The following is an 18,984-nucleotide window of genomic DNA, read 5'->3' as shown; positions in this document are numbered from 1 at the left end:
ACTTAGCCCATCAGCCCGGCGGGAGGGAGCACACCCCACTTGTTGACTGCCTCGGGACTGTCCTTCCACACTTTAGGTTCTTGGGGAAAGTCTTCATGCCAGGGACGTGGCTCAAAATAGCCAACATCCTCGTTGCTGAGGATATCGATTTCCGTGAAGAGCTCTACCAGGTTATGGTCGGGGTCATAGTGATACGTGAAGATGTTGTGGCCTATGCCATGGCGCCCAGGTCCCCAGGCTAATGGGAGATGATGCTTGTTCAGCCAGTCACAGGCGCTCTGCACTTGCGCCCAGTCACGTAATTCAAAGGCAACGTGGAACATCTCGTTCTTGCGTTTGGACTGCAAAAAGTTCATGGTATGGTGATCGATAGTGCAACGCATGAAGACAAAGAAATCTTCGAGCCAGTCGGAGACACGGAATCCCAACGCCTGCTGGTAAAAAGCGACGACTTTCTTCACATCGCTCACGTACATGGCCACATGTCCCAGTTTCACCGGCACAATCCCCGTCCCCCCAAATCCACTGCTCACATGTTCGGTATTGGCATAGAGTTGTATGAGATTGCTATCGGGATCGGAGATCTGTAGGAGCTCTGGGATGCCCGGCTGTGCGTCGCTCATGAGCTCACTCTCAATTCCCGCCTCATGGAGTTGCCTGGCGGCGTCACTCAATGAAACACTCTGATCGAGTTGAAACGCGACGTGGTGCAGGCGGTTTTCTGTTGCGGGCGTGAGGATAACACTGTGGTGATCAATACCGCAGCTCAGGTAGGCGGTGCCGTCACTGCCTCGCGCCGTGAGTGTCAGTCCTAAAATGTCTGTATAGTACGCCAGCAGCCTGTCAAGATTCGTCGTGTGAAACGCAGCATGACCGATCTTTGCAACGTGTACCATAATACCGTCTCCTTTGACTGCATCTCAATACATCTATTTTACGGAGCACCGTTTGCCTCTTTTGGAGAAGCAAAATGCTACACCAACGAAACAAAAAATAATAGACACCAGGAAGTATAAGAAAAGAAAACACGTTCGTCAAGCTTGATCCAGTTGCGTATTGTCCTTTTCCATCACATAATAGCGCCAGTAGTCCGTCGCAAGAACAGGACGCGCTTGCATTTGCCAGAATGCAGAGCTACATACAGCGATATCAACTGATTCCTCTGGCAGCACTGAAGCCACGTGTTCATCACGAGAATAGTAGAATAGCCTGCCTGGTAACTTACGCCGCGCCAGAGCAAGCATGGCTTCTGAAAAGTCTATCCCTATTATGGCGCCCTCTGTCCCCAATCTTTCCGCGAATTGTGTAGTAACGATGCCTGTTCCGCAAGCGAGATCCAGCACTGTTATCCCCGCTCTGAGCGGTTCTGCCAGGGCCACTAGTGTTTGACCAAGTTGCCGGTACATTGAAAACTGTTGGGCGTATTCTTCATAGAGTTGTGCATTCAATTGATCTTCCCAAGTGATAGACATGGCAGTGACCCCTCCCTTTTCCATGTTTTAAAAGAAGATAGACCCAAATGGGGCAGATGCTTGCACGAAAGAAAGAGACAGTATAGGATATGAAAGAGGTATCTGTATTCACCACGCAAGGAATATATTTCATATGATCGCATTACTAAAACGTCTTTTAAAAATCCGCATTGTTCGCTATGCCCTGGTCGGTGGCGTCGGCATCCTTATCAATGAAGGCGCGCTATTCTGCTTTATGCATCTGCTGGCTCTGGGGCTCTCTACAAAGAGCGTCTTCCTCTACCCTATATCCTGGTTCTGCGCCTTTGAGATCAGCAACCTCACGAATTTCACTCTGAACCAGTTTTTCACCTATAGCGAGCAGGTTAAAGATATTCATGGCTGGGAATGGGTGCGGCGCGCCTTTAAAGGCCAGTTAGCCAGCATCTCAGCCATGCTCATCTCTCTCGCGGTTTCCTGGGTCCTATACTTTACCCTGCACATCGACCCGTATATAGCCAGTTTCATCGGCATGGTCGCGCAGTTCTTCTACAACTTCTTTATCTCAAACAAGTTGGTCTTCCGCGCCATCGAACAAAAATCGGTAGAGCCAGTTGAGGACGCGATCCTTGCCGTCAACGAGATGGAGTGATCCCGCCTCAAACTGGGCACCGCTGGTACGCTTCTACCGAAGCATAATCTTTGCTGAGACCGTACTACGCATCGATAAGAAAAATGTGTAGATAACGTGGTCCATGGACGCCTTCGACACGGCTCAATTCTATATCGCTTGTCGCCGAGGGGCCTGAAATAAAGGTAAGCGGCTGCGTGGCGCTCGTTTGTAAGTGCTTGATGGCCTCCGGTACCAACCCTACTACCTGTTCGGCGCGCACAATACAGAGGTGGCGATCAGGCACCAATGACAGGGCGCGCCGCCCCTGCCACCTGCCGCCATCTAATATAATGGTGCCGGTCTGAGAGATCGCCAGGGCACAACCGGTAATGACCGCGTCTACCCCGTCTAATTCCGATAAAGTGAGCAGCGGTTCATCACGCACTACCATTAGGTGAGCAGGATGCAATGCTTCAGGGAGATCAGCAGGAACGGCAAGACTCTGAATACCACGCTGCTGGCAGACGTCGACTAAAGCTTGCGGCAACGCTTCCATACTGGTCATCGTCACCTGAGCCTTGTAATCGGTCAGTCGCTCGGTAAAATCTTGCAGCAGAGCAGATCTCTCCCGGTCATCATGCACCCGAAACGCGGGCTGATGAGGGTCCGGCTCAGGGGCATTTGCCAGGGCCCTCCGGATACGCAGCAACATCTCCTCTTTGGCTGGATTGCTCATGCCTGCTCCCCTTTCTGATGTTCTTGCCACCAATCGCGAAAACTCTGCTTTGGCACCGGGACCAGGTCGCGCGCCACTGTCCAGCCAGAGAGCTGACCTGGCAGGTGATCGATCACGCCGTTATGCATAAAGAGACCCTGCCCACGCCGGGCCAGTTGTTGTGCCCGGGCATATTTCTTGGGACTGGCAAAAATACGTGCCAGCTGCCTCATCGCCAACGCTTCCGGATTCAAGGGAGATGTCTTGCGAACCACTTCTCCGCGCAGATGCAAGAGTACCTGGGGAATATTAATGCTGACCGGGCAGACTTCATAGCACGCTCCACAGAGGCTGGAGGCATAGGGAAGCGACTTCGCCTGCTCGATGCCTACAAGCTGGGGAGTCAGGATGGCCCCGATCGGCCCTGGGTACACGGAGCCATAGGCATGACCACCGGTACGCGAATAGACGGGACAGATATTCAGGCAGGCGCTGCAACGAATGCAGTGCAACGTCTGGCGGCCGATGTCATCCGCCAGCACCTGTGTCCGTCCATTATCCAGCAAGACCAGGTGGAACGATTGCGGACCATCTCCGGCGGTAACCCCGGTCCACAAACTGGTATAGGGATTCATGCGCTCGCCTGTTGAACTACGTGGGAGCAGCTGCAAAAAGACTTCGAGATCCTGGAACCTGGGGAGAAGCTTCTCGATTCCCATCACGGTAATCAGCGTCTGCGGCAATGTCAGACACATGCGGCCATTCCCCTCGCTCTCAACCACCCCGATGGTTCCCGTCTCCGCGATCGCGAAATTGGCGCCGCTAATCGCCACCGGTGTCGTGAGGAACTGTGTACGCAGATAGCGCCGGGCGGCCGCCGCGATCTCATTGGGCTCGTCCGAGAGCTCTTGCCCCTGCGCAATCGTACGCTGAAAGAGGTCGCGAATCTCGCTGCGGTTCTTATGAATGGCCGGGACCAGAATATGGGAAGATTTTTCCTGTGCCAGTTGAATAATCAACTCCGCCAGGTCCGTCTCTACGGCCTGAATCCCCGCTTGCGCCAGTGCATCGTTCAGGTGGATCTCATCGGTGGTCATCGATTTCACTTTGACCACGCGATCCGCCCCAACTCCCTGTACAATCTCGGTGACGATCCGGTTGGCCTCCTGCGCGTCCCTGGCCCAGTGAACCTGTCCACCCGCTCGTTGTACCGCCTCCTCCAACTGGAGCAGATAATCATCTAGGTGGTGCATCACCTGTGCTTTAATCGCCGATCCCGCGCTGCGTAATGCTTCCCAGTCAGGCAACTCTCCGACCACCGCGGCTCTCTTCTGACGAATCGTACTGGTCGCCTTGCCCATATTGCGCCGCAGCTGGGGATTTGCCAGTGCGGATCTGGCCATACGTGGAAAAAAGGGTAATGGTTGAGGACGCGCACTCATTTTATAGCCTCGCTTTCCGTTTCCATCAAAATCTCCGCCAGGTGGATCGTTCCTACACCCGCTCTCTGCCGCGATAGCCCGCCCCCGATATGCAGCAGGCAGGAGGTATCGGCGGAGCAGACAACCTCGGCCTTTGTATCGAGCACGCACCGTATCTTGTCACCCAGCATGGCCAGCGAGGTATCGGCATTCTTGACGGCAAACGTTCCCCCAAATCCACAGCACTCACGTGCATCGGGTAGCTCCACCAGGTCGATCCCTTTTACTGCCCGCAATAATTGCAGAGGTGCCTCGCCGGCATGCAAGACGCGCAAGCTATGGCACGTTGGATGATATGTCACCCGGTGTGGATAGTAGGCACCCACATCAGTCAGCCCCTCGTGTCGTACCAGAAATTCAGAGAGCTCATACACATGGGGGATCAGTTGCTCAACATCAGCGATCAGTGCCTGGTCGCCAGAAAGTTTCGCCACCGCTGGATAGAGCTCACGTACCATCCCCACGCATGAAGCTGAAGGGGCAACCACCACATCGGCATGTTGGAACACATCAACGAAATGACGAACCAGCGGTATCGCCTCGCGTTGATAACCAGTATTGAAGTGCATCTGTCCACAACAAGTCTGGGCCTCCGGAAAATCTACCTCATATCCAAGACGCTCCAGCAAACGGGTCGTGGCGATACCCACCCGGGGAAACAACGTATCATTGAAACAGGTAATAAAGAGGGCAATCCGCATGAATCAACCTTCCTCTTGTAAAATCACAACATCGTGAACATGAAATAAATAGCACAGGAAAAAACCTGAAGGCATTGGGGCGAAGCCGCTAAGCATTCCCGCGAGACACCGGCGCAGCCGAGCCATAAATAATGGCGGCGCAGTTCGTACGCTTATATCATACCGTAGCCATGCCAGAGAAAACAGGCGTGAAGACAGAAAAATAGGAATCGACTGATAAAAATGGCAGTCAATTCCTTATTTTTTAGATGGCTAGATGGCAAATGTTCTATCAGGTGCGCAGATTTTGCCTGCGCATAAACATTGTCAACGACCTCCGGTCTGAGACCGGAGGCTTGTGGTTACCTCTGGACTCCACCGCAACTCAACATATCTTCGAAGACGTGCCGCTTTGGCTTCTTTGTCCGAGGCATCAGGGATGGCTGACAAACATCCCGTCCTGATCCAGTCTTGCCGGACCAGGAGCGTTCTCATCGTGACATTGCGAGCGCCAATCAGATCAGCATGCAACGTATATCTGCACCTCTTGTTCTGGCACGCAAAGAGCAATCCCTTGCGGGGGCGGTTCGCATCCTCCGTGTGCCCACACATGGGACATGCCTTTGAGGTGTAATCCGCATCCACCTTGATCACCAGGGAACCCATAAGCGCCGCCTTGTAACTGATGAGTGCCTGAAGTTCAGCAAAGGACCATTGTGAGTACACACGATTGGCTTTACGCGCCTTTGGTGAGACTGGCTCATGCCCCTTGCCATTCTTCTTGCGACGGCGGCGCTTGCGCTTTGTGCGTTCCCTGATATCGGTGAGGTTCTCTAGCCCAATAAGCGCGTGTGGGTGATCACGGATGATCTGTTTGGCGATGCAATGGTTGGCTTGCGCTTTTAACCGTCTCTCTCGTTGCTCGATGCGTCTCAAGCGACGTTTGGAACCACGAGTGCCTTTTTGCTGCAAGCGTTTGCGTAAGCGTGCGTCATGGTTGGCTCTGTGTCTGATCCATTTTCCAGGGTGAAAACTGGCTGTGCCTGTCGAGGTGGACGTCACCGCCAGATAACGAATGCCGACATCGACCCCGACGACTTCAGTGACGTGTTCTTCTGTTGGCTCTGATAGGTCGATGGAGAGGGAAACGAGGACATAGAACGTTTTCTTGTGCCGATCATACCAGAGTTTCGCATCTCCGATGGTGGCTCCCTGCCGAATAAGAGCAAGGTGTTTCTCGTAGCCCTGATAAGGGACGCTGATGCGTCCGTTGAGTGTTCCGACGCTGACCCGACGCTCCGTCTTCATGGTGTAATCACGCTCATAGGTGTACTGGACGGTTGGGGAACTGTAGTGCGGTGGCTGATCCAGACCCTTGAAGCGTTTTTTCGTGATCTTCGCACGGCGATGTTCTCCATTCTTCTTGAGTTTGGTCCAGAGTCCTTTGTAGGTTGCCGAGACCTGCCGCTCGACGCTACAGGCCAGTTGCGAGGGAAGACCGAAGCGAGCACGGAGTTCTGCGTACATACCTTTGTGCAACTTCGTGACATTGCTGGTTTTGCCATGTGCGAAGGCGTACAGACTCACCGCGTTGAGCGCATCACGATACACCAGTTGCATTTGGCATAAAGCGGCAAACTGCACTGGCGTCGTGATGAGCTTGAGCTTTGCGGTGATGATTTGTTTCATACACGTCAGTATAACAGATGTTCTAACTCTTGTAAAATTCCTGGTTGGGCCGCCTTACCCCTAGATGAATCGTAGGGGTATCCGGCGGCCCGTTCATGAACAAACAAACGACGTGAAACTATGCACTCGCCTTGCTATACAGGGTGTACCAGGTATCGTCATAGTAGGGCGAGAACATGTGTCCCGGCATACGGCTGCTGATGAAGTCGTTATGGCCGTTGAGATACCATGCGTCGCCGATCTTGATGAACCAGGGACCTCCACTGGAACCGCCGTTCATATTACAAGGGATAGAGACCACATTGCCCTCACCGAACTTCCAGCTTGTGCCAGACGCGCCTTCGCATGATTGCCTGGTCTGACCATCGAATGGAAGCATGGCGGGATATCCATACGCGTAGAAGGCCTGGTCGACGGGCTGATTATACGCCCAACCAGCACCACCTACAACATCGGTCAGCAGACCTTGATTATTCGCGGCTACGATGGCCATACCAAAGTCATGATGAAAATTATTTGGCTTCGCGTCGATCCATTCAGAAGGGACCTCCAGATCGTGCGCGGCCCAGCAACCATACGGCGTATCGCCGTTATCATACTGAGGGCAGAAGATGACATTTTGCATCCACTCGCCATACTGATAGAGGCAGTGACCGGCCGTGTCGACAACGCTACGGTTGCGGCTTGTGACGGCGGTACCACTGCACGACATGTTCATGCCGGCATCGTTCGTAAAAAAGACCTTGCCAACAGTTGAGAGAGGATACGAAAGGCCCCCATCACGTGGAGGTTGGCCTTGCTTGAGAGTTGCTTTGCTCTGGCGTGTGACCGAACTTTTTTCCAGGATCTGACTGAAAACCGTGCCGTTTTGGACATCATCTTCCGTGGCGTTGCGCATGGCCGCTACGGTCCAGTGCTGGACAGCCGCGCTGGACGTCGTATCGACGTGGTGGTCAACGATTGAGTCGGAGGAAGGGAATACCCAGGAATAGAGATTAGGTCCAAATACCACCAGATACACCACGTAGGCACAGGCAAGAACGCTCAGAAAGCTCCGCTCAACCAGCAATGGATGGATGCGCCTGGGCTGTTGCGACATGATACCTTGTTCTCTCTTTCATCACGCCCGCTACGAACGAGGCGTCTTTGGATGATGTTTATCCTGGTCGAGAGCATCGACCTTCGGCATTGTGGCAGGTTGCGCCTGGCGCATTTTGTCCGCACTCCAATAGTCCAAAACCTTATCAGGAGAAGTCGATATAGAATGCCGTGTCGTCATTTTGCCTGATTTCGTCAGGCGCCTCCAGGCGACCAGCACGCCAAGAAGAATGGTGCCAAGTAAGGACACCCGGATAAACCGAGACATGATGCTTCCTTCTTTCAAAAAGAAAGTCCTTATGAATCGCCTGCGCATGCAGGCGATCCCGACAACGACTTCCAGGAAAAGCGTTTTGCTCGAGAATAGGAATATGAGTCATTACATATAAGTATACCAACATTTGCTGATTTACAGAAGCCCTCCAGCCAAAAATCATGCTCTGGCTGGAAGCGCCTCGCTGGCCATCAGAGAGATCTGCTCAAGAGGGCTGGCTCTGTGCATCGGCAAGGTGCTCAACCAGCGGCAAAGCGCGCGCGGCACGGGCCGCCCATAGAGATGGCGCGGACACAATCTCTATCCTGGCTAATGGAGTGCGTTCGCGGATGTGATCCAGCACGCGTTCACGATAAGGAATCTCGTGAACAAACAGGCCGCCAACAAGCGCCAGCGGCACACCCGAGCGAGAAAAGTCCAGGCGCGAGCAGACCGCGTTGCAGGTGCGCGCCAGTTCATAAGCGTTGCGCTCTATAATATCCTGCGCAATCTGGTCCCCGGCTCGGGCCGCCTCAAACACGATACGCGAGAGGCGCGCGACGGTAGCTCTTCCCGCCTGCGCGTACACCTGGCTGATAACCTCTCCAACTCTGCTTAAGTGCCACTCGCGCAAAATAAGATCCAGCAGAGCTGTCGGCTGACCACGGCCATCGGCGAATTGCAGCGCGGCAACCAACGCGTTCTGCCCGATGGTATAACCACTGCCCTCATTCCCCAATAGATACCCCCAACCACCGGCCCGCGCCTTGCGCCCCTCCGCGTTACGTCCCAGCACGATCGAGCCGGTTCCGGCAATGACGGCCACACCAACCCGCTGCTCCAGTGCGCATAGACCCAGTTCCGCATCATTCGTGATGTGTATCACCTCAGCGCACGAACTCAGCTTGGGCAGCAGCGCATCAATATGTTCCTGCCGCGCCACACCGGCCACGCCTAACCAGGCTTTTCCGACCGGCAGCGAACAGCCAGCCGCCCGCGCCGCCGCTTCGATCGCTTCGCGCATACGCTGCGTCGCCACCTCCAGTCCCACCTGCGTAAAATTGGAACCTTCGGCCAGGCCATGTCCGACCTCCTTCCCTTCGGCATCAACAATCGTGGCATACGTTTTGCTGCCACCGCTATCCAGGCCAAGGAAAAAATCGTGCGCTATTTCTTTGCCAGAGATCTGGTTCTGTGGAGGAAACATACGAAACCTTTCTAAATCGCGATCAGTTCCAATGAAGGTGGTCATGCACATAACTTCATGTTAGAATATATAATATACAATATACAATATACCAGACACATGGTTCCGTACGGGAGGTACACGATGGATGAAGGCACCATGGTGAACGAACAGGAGCATCATACCCTCAACCGACGCATCTACTATAAAGTGCGCGACCTGATCGCATCGGGCCGTATCCCACCCGGGGCACAACTCGATGAACGCTCACTGGCACAGGACCTGGCAGTCAGCCGGACGCCCCTGCGCGAGGCGATCGCGACGCTCGTCGAAGAGGGACTGGTCGAACGTCGCCCCTATCGCGGCAACTTTGTGCGTATGTTCACGGCCAAACAGGTAAACGACCTGTACATGGTACGCAAAGTCCTGGAGGGACTGGCTACGCGCCTGGCCGTCCTTTCACTCACGGAGGAGGACCTGCACAGGATTCGCGCGATCCTGGATGAAGCCCAGCAGGCACGGGACCAGGGAGATCTGGCGGCATACAGCACTGCCGATGCGCGTTTCCACGATACAATCGCCCGGTTGTCAAACAATGAGGTGCTGATCGCGTCACTCGATCGCCTCAAACGTCAGATCCAGATTGTGCGTCTGGGCGCCAATCAGGACCCCCAGGTCGTCGCGCGTACGGCGCTGGAACGGCCACAGATTCTGGCCGCGCTGGAAGCACGCGATGCCGATCAGGCGGCTCGCCTGATGGAGGAGCACATCGATGGCGTACGCGACTCAATGATCGCGCTACTCCAGTCATCAGCGACATCCGATGAGAAGCGATCTTGATCCATTTGCCTTTATCCTGATGGCAGCATATAAGATGTCCTGCGGCCAGGAAAGAAAACCTTTACTGCTACCATTAAATTTCTATGTTCAGGTATCCACAGTACGAAAGGAGTCACCATTGGACAAACATGATGTAATTCGACAGGTACAGGATGAGAACACCGATCGGCTTGGCTGGGGAAGCCTCTCATGGCTGGTCGGCGCGTCGCAAATGCCGGGGGCAGAGCAGACATTCGGCATTGTCACGATCCAGCCCGGCAAGCGCAATCCCTTGCATCTGCACCCCAATTGTGAGGAACTACTCTACGTTATCTCAGGCACATGTGAACATAAGCTGGGAGATGAGCTATTCGAACTGACCCCCGGCTCAGTCATTCGCATTCCGCGTGGAATCCCCCACTGGGCCAGATGCACCAGCACAGAACCACTCGTCGCCGTCGTCTCCTTCTCCTCGCCTGATCGACAGGCGCAGAGCCTCGAAGGGGATGACATCGCGTAAGAGCAGAGGCCAGGACAGCGAGTTACAGGAGTTTCAACGACACGGGAAAAGGAGCACATCAAGGATGAAGCAATTTCGTATCGCCATTGTTGGCTGTGGAAATATTTCACGGATGCATTTCGATGCCTACGTCCCCCATCCCGACCGGATTCAAATCGTCGCGGTCTGTGATACGGTTCCCGAACACGTACAGGAAATACAGCAGCAGTATGGCGTGCCTCAGGGATTCTCTTCTCTCGAAGAGATGATCCAGGGCGCAGCATGGGATGTAGCAGTGGTATGTACGCCGACCCATGTTCGTAAGCAGGTCGTCGATACGCTTGCTGCCGCCGGCAAACATATCTTTGTCGAAAAACCCTTCGCCGATAGCTATCAGGACGCTCAACATATGGTCGACACATGTCAGCAGGCGCATGTGAAGCTCGCGGTCAACCAGAACTTCCGCTATCACTATCCCTTTGAGATGGCCCGCCAGCAAGTCGCGCAGGGCAAGATCGGCCATGTCGCGGCTATCGTACACCAGGACCTGATGTTGCGTCAGGACGCTGGATGGCGCATCCAGCAGCCACGGCACGCGCTGGCCATTATGGGCATCCACTGGTTCGATGGGTTTCGCTGGATACTGGGTGATGAAGCGACCACGTTGACCTGCGCGCTCAATACATCAAAGGCCATTCAATGCACCGGAGAGACCGAAGCAGCGATTACGATCCAGTTTTCACGGGGTACCTTGACCTCCTATGTCGAAAGCTTTTCCTCTCCCAGGGATCGAACGGAAACAATTCTGATTGGAGACACCGGTGAACTGGTCCTCACCTATGAACAGATGCAGTTGTTTGACCGCGACCATCGCAAGACGCCGCGTGAACAATGGGAGAATCCCTACCGTGGCACCAACAAGCCAGTAGCCTCCTTTCTCGGCCTGGACCAGTTGTTGACGGCGATAGAACAGGATGCTGAACCAGCCAACAGCGGACGCGATAACCTGAAGACGGTGGCGCTCCTGGATGGCGCCTACCGCTCAGCAGAGACACAGCATCCCGTAACGTTCCGCGAGGGCACACCGCTATGAAGAAAGCTTTTTCAAAACCTACCAACAATGCAGATGAGCAGCAGTTACTATTTACGCGCTTCCAATCAGTTGGCTACGCTGGTCTCCAGCTCAAAGCCGGACAGTACCATGCCTACATCGCCCAACCGCAGCGCTTCCTCGATCAATGGGGAGAGAAAGCCAGCGCCCTTGCCTCTGGCTTGATTACAGGGGGCTTGCTCGATGAAGCGGGCATCGCCGAACTGCGTAGGCTCTTCACTTTCGCCCAGACCGTGGGATCAGAACGAATCGTCTTTTGCCATGCGCAACCCAGGCAGGGGCTATCACATGCCGATATTCAGGGCTTTGCGCGCACGCTTTCAGACCTGGGGAAAGAAGCGCAACAGCATGGATTAATCTTATCGCTGCACCATCACTACCATCAACCGGTGATGTATCGCCAGGACTTCGCCATCTTTTTCGACGCCGTACGCGACCAGGCAATCAGGCTAACCATCGATACCGCACACCTTGTCAAGTCCGGTATCGATGATATCGCAGGCGTCATTCGAGAGAACCGCACGGTCCTCGATAACATGCATATCAAGGATATTGCCAGCAATGAGTTCAAAGTGCTTGGAAAAGGGACTATTGACTTTGCCCCCGTCTTCACCGCGCTGCATGATATCGGCTACCAGGGATGGCTCTGCGCCGATGAAGAAAGCGGGGACGACCTCCTCGCATCCATGGACACCTGCGCATCGTTTCTTGCCTCCCACGCCGGATAAAGCACCGGCATGGGCCACACCCGGAATAAACGCATACACATCGTAATATACATCGTAGGTGCTGGGCTTGCCCCGGCTTTGCCGCGAAGCGGCTCCGTACCCGGGCGCGCACGTCTCACCACAGACGCGTCCACCTGGAGTTGAGCGTATTAAACCTTACAGCCCATCTGCCAGAAAAGAAAACCTTTCGACTCCTGCTTCCTATGGGAAGCAGGAGTCGAAAGGTTTTCCTGATGCAAAACGCTAACCCTCCTGACCATTGGGCAGGATCAACGTTTTGACGCCTTCACCGCGCCGGACCAGGCTGAGCGCCTGCTCAATGTCAGTTAGCTGCAGGGATGCCGTCAACATGGCCTGAGTATCGATCACACCCGCGTTGATGAGATCAAGCGCCGCTTGAAACGAGAACAGAACCGCCATCGAACCCACGATGGTGATCTCCTCGTTATAGATGCGGAATGGTGAAAGGGAGACGCGGGCCTCGTGTGGCGCCACCCCGAACATCATAAATTTGCCGCCACGCTTGACCGCCATAAATGCCTGCTCGATCGCCGCCGCCACCCCGGTTGCGTCAATGACACAGTGGAATCCGCCTGGCTCCTCCTTTATGGCCTGCTGAATACTGGTATACGTGCGCGTCGCCCCCAGTTGCTCCGCCCGAGCCAGGCGCTTCTCATTGGTATCCACCACCGTGATCCGCGAGGCGCCTCCTCGCCGTGCCAGTTGCAAGAGCAGTAATCCCATCGTGCCCGCGCCCACGATCAGAAATGTATCGCCTGACCTGGGTTGAAGACTATGCATTCCATGCACGGCACAGGAGACTGGCTCGATCAGCGCCGCCTCGCGCAACGAAAGCGTATCGGGTAATGGGTATGCTTTCGAAACCGGCACAGTCACATATTCGGCCAGGGCCCCGTTGCGCGTGACCCCTAAGGCCTGGTAGTGCAGGCACAGATTTTCATGACCTGTACGGCACTGCTCGCAGTGACCACAGGGGAGATTCGGCTCGATCGCTACCCTGCTTCCGACCTTCACCCCCGGCGTCTCCCCATTCTCGTTCATCTGCGCCACATTGCTTCCAAGCGCCACGACCTCACCGGCGAACTCGTGACCGGGCACAAGCGGGTAACGAGCCAGGGGAGAATCGCCATCAATCAGATGCAGATCGGTCCCACAGAGACCACAGGCCCCTACCCGTATCAGCAGTTCATCTGGCAATGGAATGGGATCTGGCACCTCTCCAACACGAACGTTGCCAGGTGTGTCGATGATTACAGCTCGCATATTCAACCTCTCTATCTTCAGTTACAACAATCAAGTGGCGCATGAATGCGTAGTGTGGCTCTCAACCACACGATTCGTCTCTATACCGATGGCACGGTCACGCGCTTTCCTTCTTCAAAAGATGTGATGGCGGCTTCAGCCAGCAGGAGCGCGCGACGTCCCGCGACCGCGTGCACAGGAGGAGCTTCATTCTGCTTCAAAGCCTTTATTACCGCGTCAAAGTGCGTATCAAAGGTGCGATGAAATTCACGCTCATAATCATTGAAGTAGCCCGCCTGCCAGACCTCGCCGAGCTCGTCGCCGGTCCGATGATAGGTATAGCGATGAACCGTATCCTCAATCAGGATACGCCCCTGGCTTCCATTGATCTCTACTCGATGGGTATCGGGATATGCATAAGAAGTATCATAGGAGCCGATCAGGCTACCGACCGCGCCATTGGTGAAACGCAATGCGAGCACCAGCGTACGGTAGCCGCCCCCCGTCTTATCTGTCATCTCGGCCATAATAGACTCGATCGGTCCACACAGAAACTCGAGCATATCGAAGCCATGGCATTGTGTCTCGATCAAATTCGCGTGTGGATGATTGCTTCTCCCTTCACCACCAAAACGCCAGGAGGCAAAATTTATCTCACCAGTACGACCGCTGCGAATTGCCTCAGCAGCCATCTGCACCGGCCTGGCATACCGATGGTTGAAGTTGATGGCGAAAAAGAGGGAGCGTTTAGCCGCTTCCTCCAACAACGTGTCCGCCTCATGCAGATCGAATGTCAGCGGCTTCTCAACGAAGAGAGGATAACCAGCCTCAATAACCTGCAACGTCGGCTGGAAGTGCTCCTGATTTGGCAAGCATACATTCACCAGGTCCGGCTGCTCTGCATCTAACATCTCTTGAATATCAAGATAGGCACGAGTCCCAAACTGCGCCGCACGCGCCTGCACTTTTTCCGCCGTTCTTCCCACGACCGCGCAGAAATCTACCTCTGGATGCGCCTGAAGGATACGTGCATGCTGTCTCCCCCAGCCTCCAGTCCCAATCAACGCGACCTTGACCTTTCCGCTCTTATTCATGCGTCACCACAACCTTTCCTGTCTGGCCCTGAAAGAAAAGTTCAAATGCACTCTGTATCTCAGCGACATCATAGGTATGCGTAATAATCTGGCGCAGATAGAGACGATGCTGGCGTAAAAGCTCCAGATTGGCGGCAAATTCCTTGTAGATAAAATATTCGCTCCCCATGACGGCACGCTCGGCGGCAATCAGGTCAGATGAAACCTGTAAGTGCAGATCTTCACCATGACCGACGCAAACCAGTACGCCACGCTGCGCCAGCAACCGCAATCCCTCTTGCCGCGCCGCCTTGCGACCACTGGTATCAAAAGCGACATCCACCGAACTCAGACCGTGCATCTTCGCCCCCTCCAGCAGCGTCTTCTCTTTGAGTTGCACAGGCATCCCGCCCAATTGCTCAGCCAGTGCCAGCCGATACGTGCTGACATCGGAGATGAGCACCGGTATCTCATTGCCAAAGGTAATTTTCGCCATCGCCAGCAGGGCCAGACCAATGGGGCCCGCGCCGGTAATCACGATGGACTCGATGTCCTTGTGGACCAGCTTGCTGCGCTGTATGGCATGCCCTCCCGTCCCCATAATATCCAGCAGCAGCGTCGCCTCTACCAGGGGAATATCAGCATCAATGGGGAAGAAGATATCTTCATGAACAAGCTCGTACGTCCCGTAGCCACCATCGCGATTGAACCCCATATCACCACGTTTCATTAAACATTGATTGGTATAACCCTGGCGACAGGAGCGGCAGGTACTACAGTAGTCCATGAGGAAGATCACTCCGGGCGTCCCTACTTCGGTATGGGTACCAGGACCCGCGGCGACTACGATGCCCGCAGCCTCATGTCCAGGAGTACAGGTAGAACCGTCATAAAAAGCTCCACGCTCTGACCCACAGATAGCATTGGCTTTAGCGGCGATCAATAGCTGTCCCGGTCCCACCTCCGGCACAGCTTTCTCCCTGAAACTGATAATGCCTCGTCCCTCGAAGTAAGGAACACGCATTGTTCCCTCAATATTATTCATGATCCAAGTCCTTTTTAAGTACGATTGTATAATCTGAGGTTGCTGGTTGCAACATTTGCAGCCGTCAACCTCAGATTATACCTCCTTCTCTGACAATGAGCGGACGAGATCATGAACGCCTGTGACCACAACAAGCACACCCAATAAGCACGATTTTTCATGGAAGAAAAATCGCTACAAGTGGAATTATAGATACAAGGAACCATCGACGTCAGTATAGTAAGAAAGTTCATAGTAAGAAAGTTCAGGAGTATTTATGCGTATCGTTGACGTGAAAGTCCATCTTATCAAACAGCCGGCCGCGCCCACTTTTCGCTGGAGGGCTGGCCTGCCTGGATCGGAGCCAGCTGGCATCAGTGGGATACTGCGCCTGATCACCGATGAGGGCATCGAAGGAATCGCCATAAGCAATCGTGGGAAGATCCTCGACGATATCGTTGAGCGTCGCTTGCGCGATGAGCTCATCGGCCAGGATCCGCTGCAGAAGGAATGGTTGTGGCATCGCATCTGGGAGATCGATCGTATTGAGGAGCTCCCCCTCTATCTCCTGGGCGTGGTTGATGTGGCGCTCTGGGACCTGACTGGCAAGGTGGCGGGCCTGCCGCTCTATCAGCTTCTCGGTGGCTATCGCAGCGCGATCCCGGCCTATGCCAGCACTGTCACCTTTGCTTCGGTTGAGGAATATCTCGATGTGGCCGATCAATGCCTCGCGCTGGGCTATCCGGCGATCAAGCTGCATGCCTGGGGCGATGCCCGCAAAGACGCGGAGCTCTGCCTTGCCCTGCGCAAGCATGTCGGGGATGCCATTCCCCTCATGTACGATGGATCCGCCGGCTTCGACCTGCCCGACGCGATCTATCTTGGCCACGCCCTGACCGAGGCGGGCTATCTCTGGTATGAGGAGCCGATGCGCGAGTTCAGCATCACCTCATATAAGCAACTGTCAGTGGCAGTACGCATCCCCCTGCTCGTCGCGGAAACGTCAGATGGCGCCCACATGAATACCGCTGATTTCATTGCCTCCGGCTGCTCCACCTTTGTGCGTACCAGCGCCGGGCTCAAGGGTGGTGTAACAGGGGCCATGCGTATCGCCCACCTGGCAGACTCGTTCCAGATGCGCGCGGAGGTCCATGGCGGTGGACTTGTCCATCAGCATCTCTGCATGGCTATCCCCAATACCACCTACTATGAGTCGCTCGTCATGACCAACCCGGTTGTACGCGAGCCAGATGTGGATGAACATGGCCTCGTACACGCGCCAACAGCGCCTGGCATCGGCTCCGAAGCCCTCTGGGGAACACGTCCCTGGGAAGATGACGCCCTCCGCGTGTAACCATGAAAATTTTATTGCTATAGAGCATGCACCTATGATGCGGGATGGTTTTTTGTCGAACCATCCCGCATCACAACATGCGGGCTAGAATACCTTCACGTACAGGCGTTGCCACCGTTGACATCTCATCCAATAAATGGGTATACTGAACAGGAAATCAAGTGTTATATTTGCATCAAGGAGAATAAGGCAATGACCTGGAACATCGGGCACTAGAATCGTCGCCATTGTACTGATCGCAAGGAATATCGTTTCTTTGTGGTGATGACGTAGCTCTTCTATTGCTTGTGGCCTGTGTCTTTGTGTCTATCGCCGGGTAGCATTTTTACGCTTGCTTAAAACCCACTTCCTGTTATAGGACTACCAATTGATATCTTCTTAATTACACAGAGCCCACCATCAACACATGTCTCTGGCTCTCATCAATAGATGTACATCTGGTCACTTCAGCACCGTCCTGTCTGCATGCATGATCATGACACGATATGCTTGTGCCCATCTAAATTTTAGTGCCCTTCTTCAGCTATCACTACAGCTATGTATTATGTAAAGCGCTGTTGAGTAATAAAAGGATTAGCAGTTTATGCAAGGAACCCCAATCAATACAGGCAATCTCGATCTATCACCCGGCGAGTCACAGTTAGATAGCACGCCAGCATTCATACCGCCCGCGCGCCCGAAGAGACAGGTCACGACGACGCTGTCTTTTCTCTCGGGTTGCATCGCTTTGTTGATGACCGGCTTCGGCATCATTATCCCGGTCTACCCTCAGCGTTTGCAGGCGCTGGGATTGGGCGCGGAGACACTGGCGCTCATGGAGGCTGGATTCGGGCTGGGCATGTTTTTGTTCAGCACACCGATGGGAACCTTGGCCGGGCGCATCGGTCGTAAGCCGGTGGTTTTGCTGTCATTAGCCGGCTTTGTGCTTACCAATGTCTTCCTGGCCTTTGTCAATCTGCCACCACTCTTCATCGTAGTACGCTTCTTAGAAGGTGCGCTGGCCGCCGGCTTAATGCCCGCGTCGATGGCTATGGTCGGCGATATCCTGCCGGTAGAGCGCCAGGGACGCTGGATCGGTATCATGACGACCGCTCAGGCCTCCGGTATCGCCCTTGGTCCCGGCATTGGTGGCTTTCTCTACCAGTCCTGGGGTTTTACAACCCCGTTCTTGCTAACGTCTGGCCTGGCGCTGATTGCCGTGCTCCTGGCCCTGTTTATGCTGCCCGAGACACTGCCACAGGAGGTGCGCGCCAGCATCATTGCTCAACAGAAGAACGGTCAGAGCCAGGGCAAGGCTGCCCTGGATGCAGGTACCCGGAGTATGCTGAAGTTACTGTGGCTCTTCGCCGCCTTTGTGCTGATTGATTTCGGCATCACCTTTACTTATCCATTTACCCTGCCTCAGTATCCCTTCTTCTTCGAGAAGGTTCTCCACTATAATGCGGCTGAGTATGGCGTGATAGTCAGTGCCTATGGTCTATCGCTAGCTATCTTCCCGCTGCTGCTGGGACGCATCAGCGAACTATTGCCAAAGAAGACGCTCATCGTGCTGGGATGCGTCCTGGGGGCCGCTTTGAACCTGGGCATGCTCTTTCTACACCAGTATGCGCTCCTGATCGCCGCCGCCGTCATTACCGGATTGGGAAGCGCGCTGCTGGCTCCGGCGCTGGGTACAGCCTACCTGAGCGCGACGACCGATCAAAATCGTTCGCAGGTGATGGGTATCCGTGGATCAGCAATATCTCTGGCAGTCTTGCTTGCGCCGCTCACCCAGGCGGCCGTCAGCCACGTGATTACGCCACAGATCTCGTTCGCCATCGGAGGCGTCCTGGCCCTCTTTATCGCCCTTTTCGCCGCCATCACGCTCAAACAACGCGCAATATCATCATCGTCGTCGTCGTAGGTGTCGGGCTTGCCCCGACTTTCGGGCTCGCTTATAAAAGGAAA

Annotated in this window: 19 protein-coding genes; 7 read left to right on the top strand and 12 right to left on the bottom strand. The window is 54.6% G+C overall.

Annotation, left to right across the window (positions count from 1 at the left end; all coding sequences use genetic code 11):
- Positions 1-2: 2 nt before the first annotated feature.
- Entirely contained in the window at positions 3-896 is an 894-nt protein-coding gene (locus AABA21_RS12640; RefSeq protein ID WP_338250420.1) for a VOC family protein, read from the bottom strand.
- Between the two features lie 138 nt (positions 897-1,034).
- Positions 1,035-1,472 carry a class I SAM-dependent methyltransferase gene (locus AABA21_RS12635; RefSeq protein ID WP_338250419.1) on the bottom strand — a complete coding sequence of 146 codons (438 nt, stop codon included), beginning with the start codon at positions 1,470-1,472 and terminating at the stop codon, positions 1,035-1,037.
- Between the two features lie 133 nt (positions 1,473-1,605).
- Here AABA21_RS12635 and AABA21_RS12630 point away from each other — a divergent pair, with 133 nt between their 5' ends.
- Complete coding sequence (locus AABA21_RS12630) at positions 1,606-2,103, top strand: GtrA family protein (RefSeq protein WP_338250417.1); 498 nt, start codon at positions 1,606-1,608, stop codon at positions 2,101-2,103.
- A gap of 64 nt (positions 2,104-2,167) precedes the next feature.
- On the opposite strand, the gene AABA21_RS12625 is transcribed toward AABA21_RS12630, so the two are convergent.
- From AABA21_RS12625 to AABA21_RS12595, 7 genes are all read right to left on the bottom strand, one after another.
- The gene (locus AABA21_RS12625) at positions 2,168-2,800 is read right to left on the bottom strand and encodes a LutC/YkgG family protein (protein ID WP_338250414.1); all 633 of its coding nucleotides are present in this window, start codon (positions 2,798-2,800) and stop codon (positions 2,168-2,170) included.
- Positions 2,797-4,221: a LutB/LldF family L-lactate oxidation iron-sulfur protein gene (locus AABA21_RS12620; RefSeq protein WP_338250412.1), complete on the bottom strand. Its 1,425-nt coding sequence runs from the start codon at positions 4,219-4,221 to the stop codon at positions 2,797-2,799. Before AABA21_RS12620 ends, AABA21_RS12625 begins: the two co-directional genes overlap by 4 nt.
- Complete coding sequence (locus AABA21_RS12615) at positions 4,218-4,961, bottom strand: (Fe-S)-binding protein (RefSeq protein ID WP_338250410.1); 744 nt, start codon at positions 4,959-4,961, stop codon at positions 4,218-4,220. The genes AABA21_RS12620 and AABA21_RS12615 overlap by 4 nt, the downstream gene beginning before the upstream one ends.
- A 306-nt stretch (positions 4,962-5,267) precedes the next feature.
- Positions 5,268-6,629 carry an RNA-guided endonuclease InsQ/TnpB family protein gene (locus tag AABA21_RS12610; protein WP_338250408.1) on the bottom strand — a complete coding sequence of 454 codons (1,362 nt, stop codon included), beginning with the start codon at positions 6,627-6,629 and terminating at the stop codon, positions 5,268-5,270.
- Between the two features lie 118 nt (positions 6,630-6,747).
- A complete protein-coding gene (locus tag AABA21_RS12605) occupies positions 6,748-7,728 on the bottom strand; it encodes a trypsin-like serine peptidase (protein WP_338250405.1) in 981 nt (326 codons plus the stop codon).
- A 30-nt stretch (positions 7,729-7,758) separates the two neighbouring features.
- Positions 7,759-7,995 carry a hypothetical protein gene (locus tag AABA21_RS12600; protein ID WP_338250403.1) on the bottom strand — a complete coding sequence of 79 codons (237 nt, stop codon included), beginning with the start codon at positions 7,993-7,995 and terminating at the stop codon, positions 7,759-7,761.
- 211 nt (positions 7,996-8,206) lie between these two features.
- Positions 8,207-9,187 carry an N-acetylglucosamine kinase gene (locus AABA21_RS12595; RefSeq protein WP_338250401.1) on the bottom strand — a complete coding sequence of 327 codons (981 nt, stop codon included), beginning with the start codon at positions 9,185-9,187 and terminating at the stop codon, positions 8,207-8,209.
- A 123-nt stretch (positions 9,188-9,310) separates the two neighbouring features.
- Between AABA21_RS12595 and AABA21_RS12590 the strand changes: the two genes are divergently transcribed.
- The 4 genes from AABA21_RS12590 to AABA21_RS12575 all read left to right on the top strand — a co-directional run bounded on the left by AABA21_RS12590 (position 9,311) and on the right by AABA21_RS12575 (position 12,323).
- Positions 9,311-10,006 carry a GntR family transcriptional regulator gene (locus tag AABA21_RS12590; protein ID WP_338250399.1) on the top strand — a complete coding sequence of 232 codons (696 nt, stop codon included), beginning with the start codon at positions 9,311-9,313 and terminating at the stop codon, positions 10,004-10,006.
- 118 nt (positions 10,007-10,124) lie between these two features.
- Positions 10,125-10,505, top strand: a complete 381-nt coding sequence (locus AABA21_RS12585) for a cupin domain-containing protein (RefSeq protein WP_338250396.1) — start codon at positions 10,125-10,127, stop codon at positions 10,503-10,505.
- A 64-nt stretch (positions 10,506-10,569) separates the two neighbouring features.
- Complete coding sequence (locus tag AABA21_RS12580) at positions 10,570-11,577, top strand: Gfo/Idh/MocA family protein (RefSeq protein WP_338250394.1); 1,008 nt, start codon at positions 10,570-10,572, stop codon at positions 11,575-11,577.
- Positions 11,574-12,323, top strand: a complete 750-nt coding sequence (locus AABA21_RS12575) for a sugar phosphate isomerase/epimerase family protein (protein ID WP_338250392.1) — start codon at positions 11,574-11,576, stop codon at positions 12,321-12,323. Before AABA21_RS12580 ends, AABA21_RS12575 begins: the two co-directional genes overlap by 4 nt.
- A gap of 243 nt (positions 12,324-12,566) precedes the next feature.
- Here AABA21_RS12575 and AABA21_RS12570 read toward each other — a convergent pair whose 3' ends face one another.
- From AABA21_RS12570 to AABA21_RS12560, 3 genes are all read right to left on the bottom strand, one after another.
- Complete coding sequence (locus AABA21_RS12570; RefSeq protein WP_338250388.1) at positions 12,567-13,607, bottom strand: zinc-dependent alcohol dehydrogenase family protein; 1,041 nt, start codon at positions 13,605-13,607, stop codon at positions 12,567-12,569.
- Between the two features lie 80 nt (positions 13,608-13,687).
- Entirely contained in the window at positions 13,688-14,680 is a 993-nt protein-coding gene (locus tag AABA21_RS12565) for a Gfo/Idh/MocA family protein (protein ID WP_338250385.1), read from the bottom strand.
- Positions 14,673-15,704, bottom strand: coding sequence for an alcohol dehydrogenase catalytic domain-containing protein (locus tag AABA21_RS12560; protein WP_338250383.1), 1,032 nt, complete (start codon positions 15,702-15,704; stop codon positions 14,673-14,675). Before AABA21_RS12560 ends, AABA21_RS12565 begins: the two co-directional genes overlap by 8 nt.
- Before the next feature lie 256 nt (positions 15,705-15,960).
- Between AABA21_RS12560 and AABA21_RS12555 the strand changes: the two genes are divergently transcribed.
- A complete protein-coding gene (locus AABA21_RS12555) occupies positions 15,961-17,037 on the top strand; it encodes an enolase C-terminal domain-like protein (RefSeq protein ID WP_338250382.1) in 1,077 nt (358 codons plus the stop codon).
- A gap of 583 nt (positions 17,038-17,620) precedes the next feature.
- Positions 17,621-18,940 (top strand): MFS transporter, encoded by a 1,320-nt coding sequence (locus AABA21_RS12550; protein WP_338250380.1) that lies wholly within the window; start codon positions 17,621-17,623, stop codon positions 18,938-18,940.
- Positions 18,941-18,984 lie beyond the last annotated feature (44 nt).

This window comes from Dictyobacter halimunensis, assembly GCF_036245075.1.
The sequence above is the reverse complement of the archived record's forward strand: the minus strand, read 5'-3'. Positions and strand labels throughout refer to the sequence as shown.

Coding starts and splice junctions, on each gene's coding strand:
- AABA21_RS12565 (WP_338250385.1), bottom strand. CDS start 14,680: ATGAATAAGAGCGGAAAGGTCAAGGTCGCGTTGATTGGGACTGGAGGC.
- AABA21_RS12635 (WP_338250419.1), bottom strand. CDS start 1,472: ATGTCTATCACTTGGGAAGATCAATTGAATGCACAACTCTATGAAGAA.
- AABA21_RS12610 (WP_338250408.1), bottom strand. CDS start 6,629: ATGAAACAAATCATCACCGCAAAGCTCAAGCTCATCACGACGCCAGTG.
- AABA21_RS12615 (WP_338250410.1), bottom strand. CDS start 4,961: ATGCGGATTGCCCTCTTTATTACCTGTTTCAATGATACGTTGTTTCCC.
- AABA21_RS12550 (WP_338250380.1), top strand. CDS start 17,621: ATGCAAGGAACCCCAATCAATACAGGCAATCTCGATCTATCACCCGGC.
- AABA21_RS12625 (WP_338250414.1), bottom strand. CDS start 2,800: ATGAGCAATCCAGCCAAAGAGGAGATGTTGCTGCGTATCCGGAGGGCC.
- AABA21_RS12555 (WP_338250382.1), top strand. CDS start 15,961: ATGCGTATCGTTGACGTGAAAGTCCATCTTATCAAACAGCCGGCCGCG.
- AABA21_RS12605 (WP_338250405.1), bottom strand. CDS start 7,728: ATGTCGCAACAGCCCAGGCGCATCCATCCATTGCTGGTTGAGCGGAGC.
- AABA21_RS12630 (WP_338250417.1), top strand. CDS start 1,606: ATGATCGCATTACTAAAACGTCTTTTAAAAATCCGCATTGTTCGCTAT.
- AABA21_RS12590 (WP_338250399.1), top strand. CDS start 9,311: ATGGATGAAGGCACCATGGTGAACGAACAGGAGCATCATACCCTCAAC.
- AABA21_RS12575 (WP_338250392.1), top strand. CDS start 11,574: ATGAAGAAAGCTTTTTCAAAACCTACCAACAATGCAGATGAGCAGCAG.
- AABA21_RS12620 (WP_338250412.1), bottom strand. CDS start 4,221: ATGAGTGCGCGTCCTCAACCATTACCCTTTTTTCCACGTATGGCCAGA.
- AABA21_RS12640 (WP_338250420.1), bottom strand. CDS start 896: ATGGTACACGTTGCAAAGATCGGTCATGCTGCGTTTCACACGACGAAT.
- AABA21_RS12580 (WP_338250394.1), top strand. CDS start 10,570: ATGAAGCAATTTCGTATCGCCATTGTTGGCTGTGGAAATATTTCACGG.
- AABA21_RS12600 (WP_338250403.1), bottom strand. CDS start 7,995: ATGTCTCGGTTTATCCGGGTGTCCTTACTTGGCACCATTCTTCTTGGC.
- AABA21_RS12595 (WP_338250401.1), bottom strand. CDS start 9,187: ATGTTTCCTCCACAGAACCAGATCTCTGGCAAAGAAATAGCGCACGAT.
- AABA21_RS12570 (WP_338250388.1), bottom strand. CDS start 13,607: ATGCGAGCTGTAATCATCGACACACCTGGCAACGTTCGTGTTGGAGAG.
- AABA21_RS12560 (WP_338250383.1), bottom strand. CDS start 15,704: ATGAATAATATTGAGGGAACAATGCGTGTTCCTTACTTCGAGGGACGA.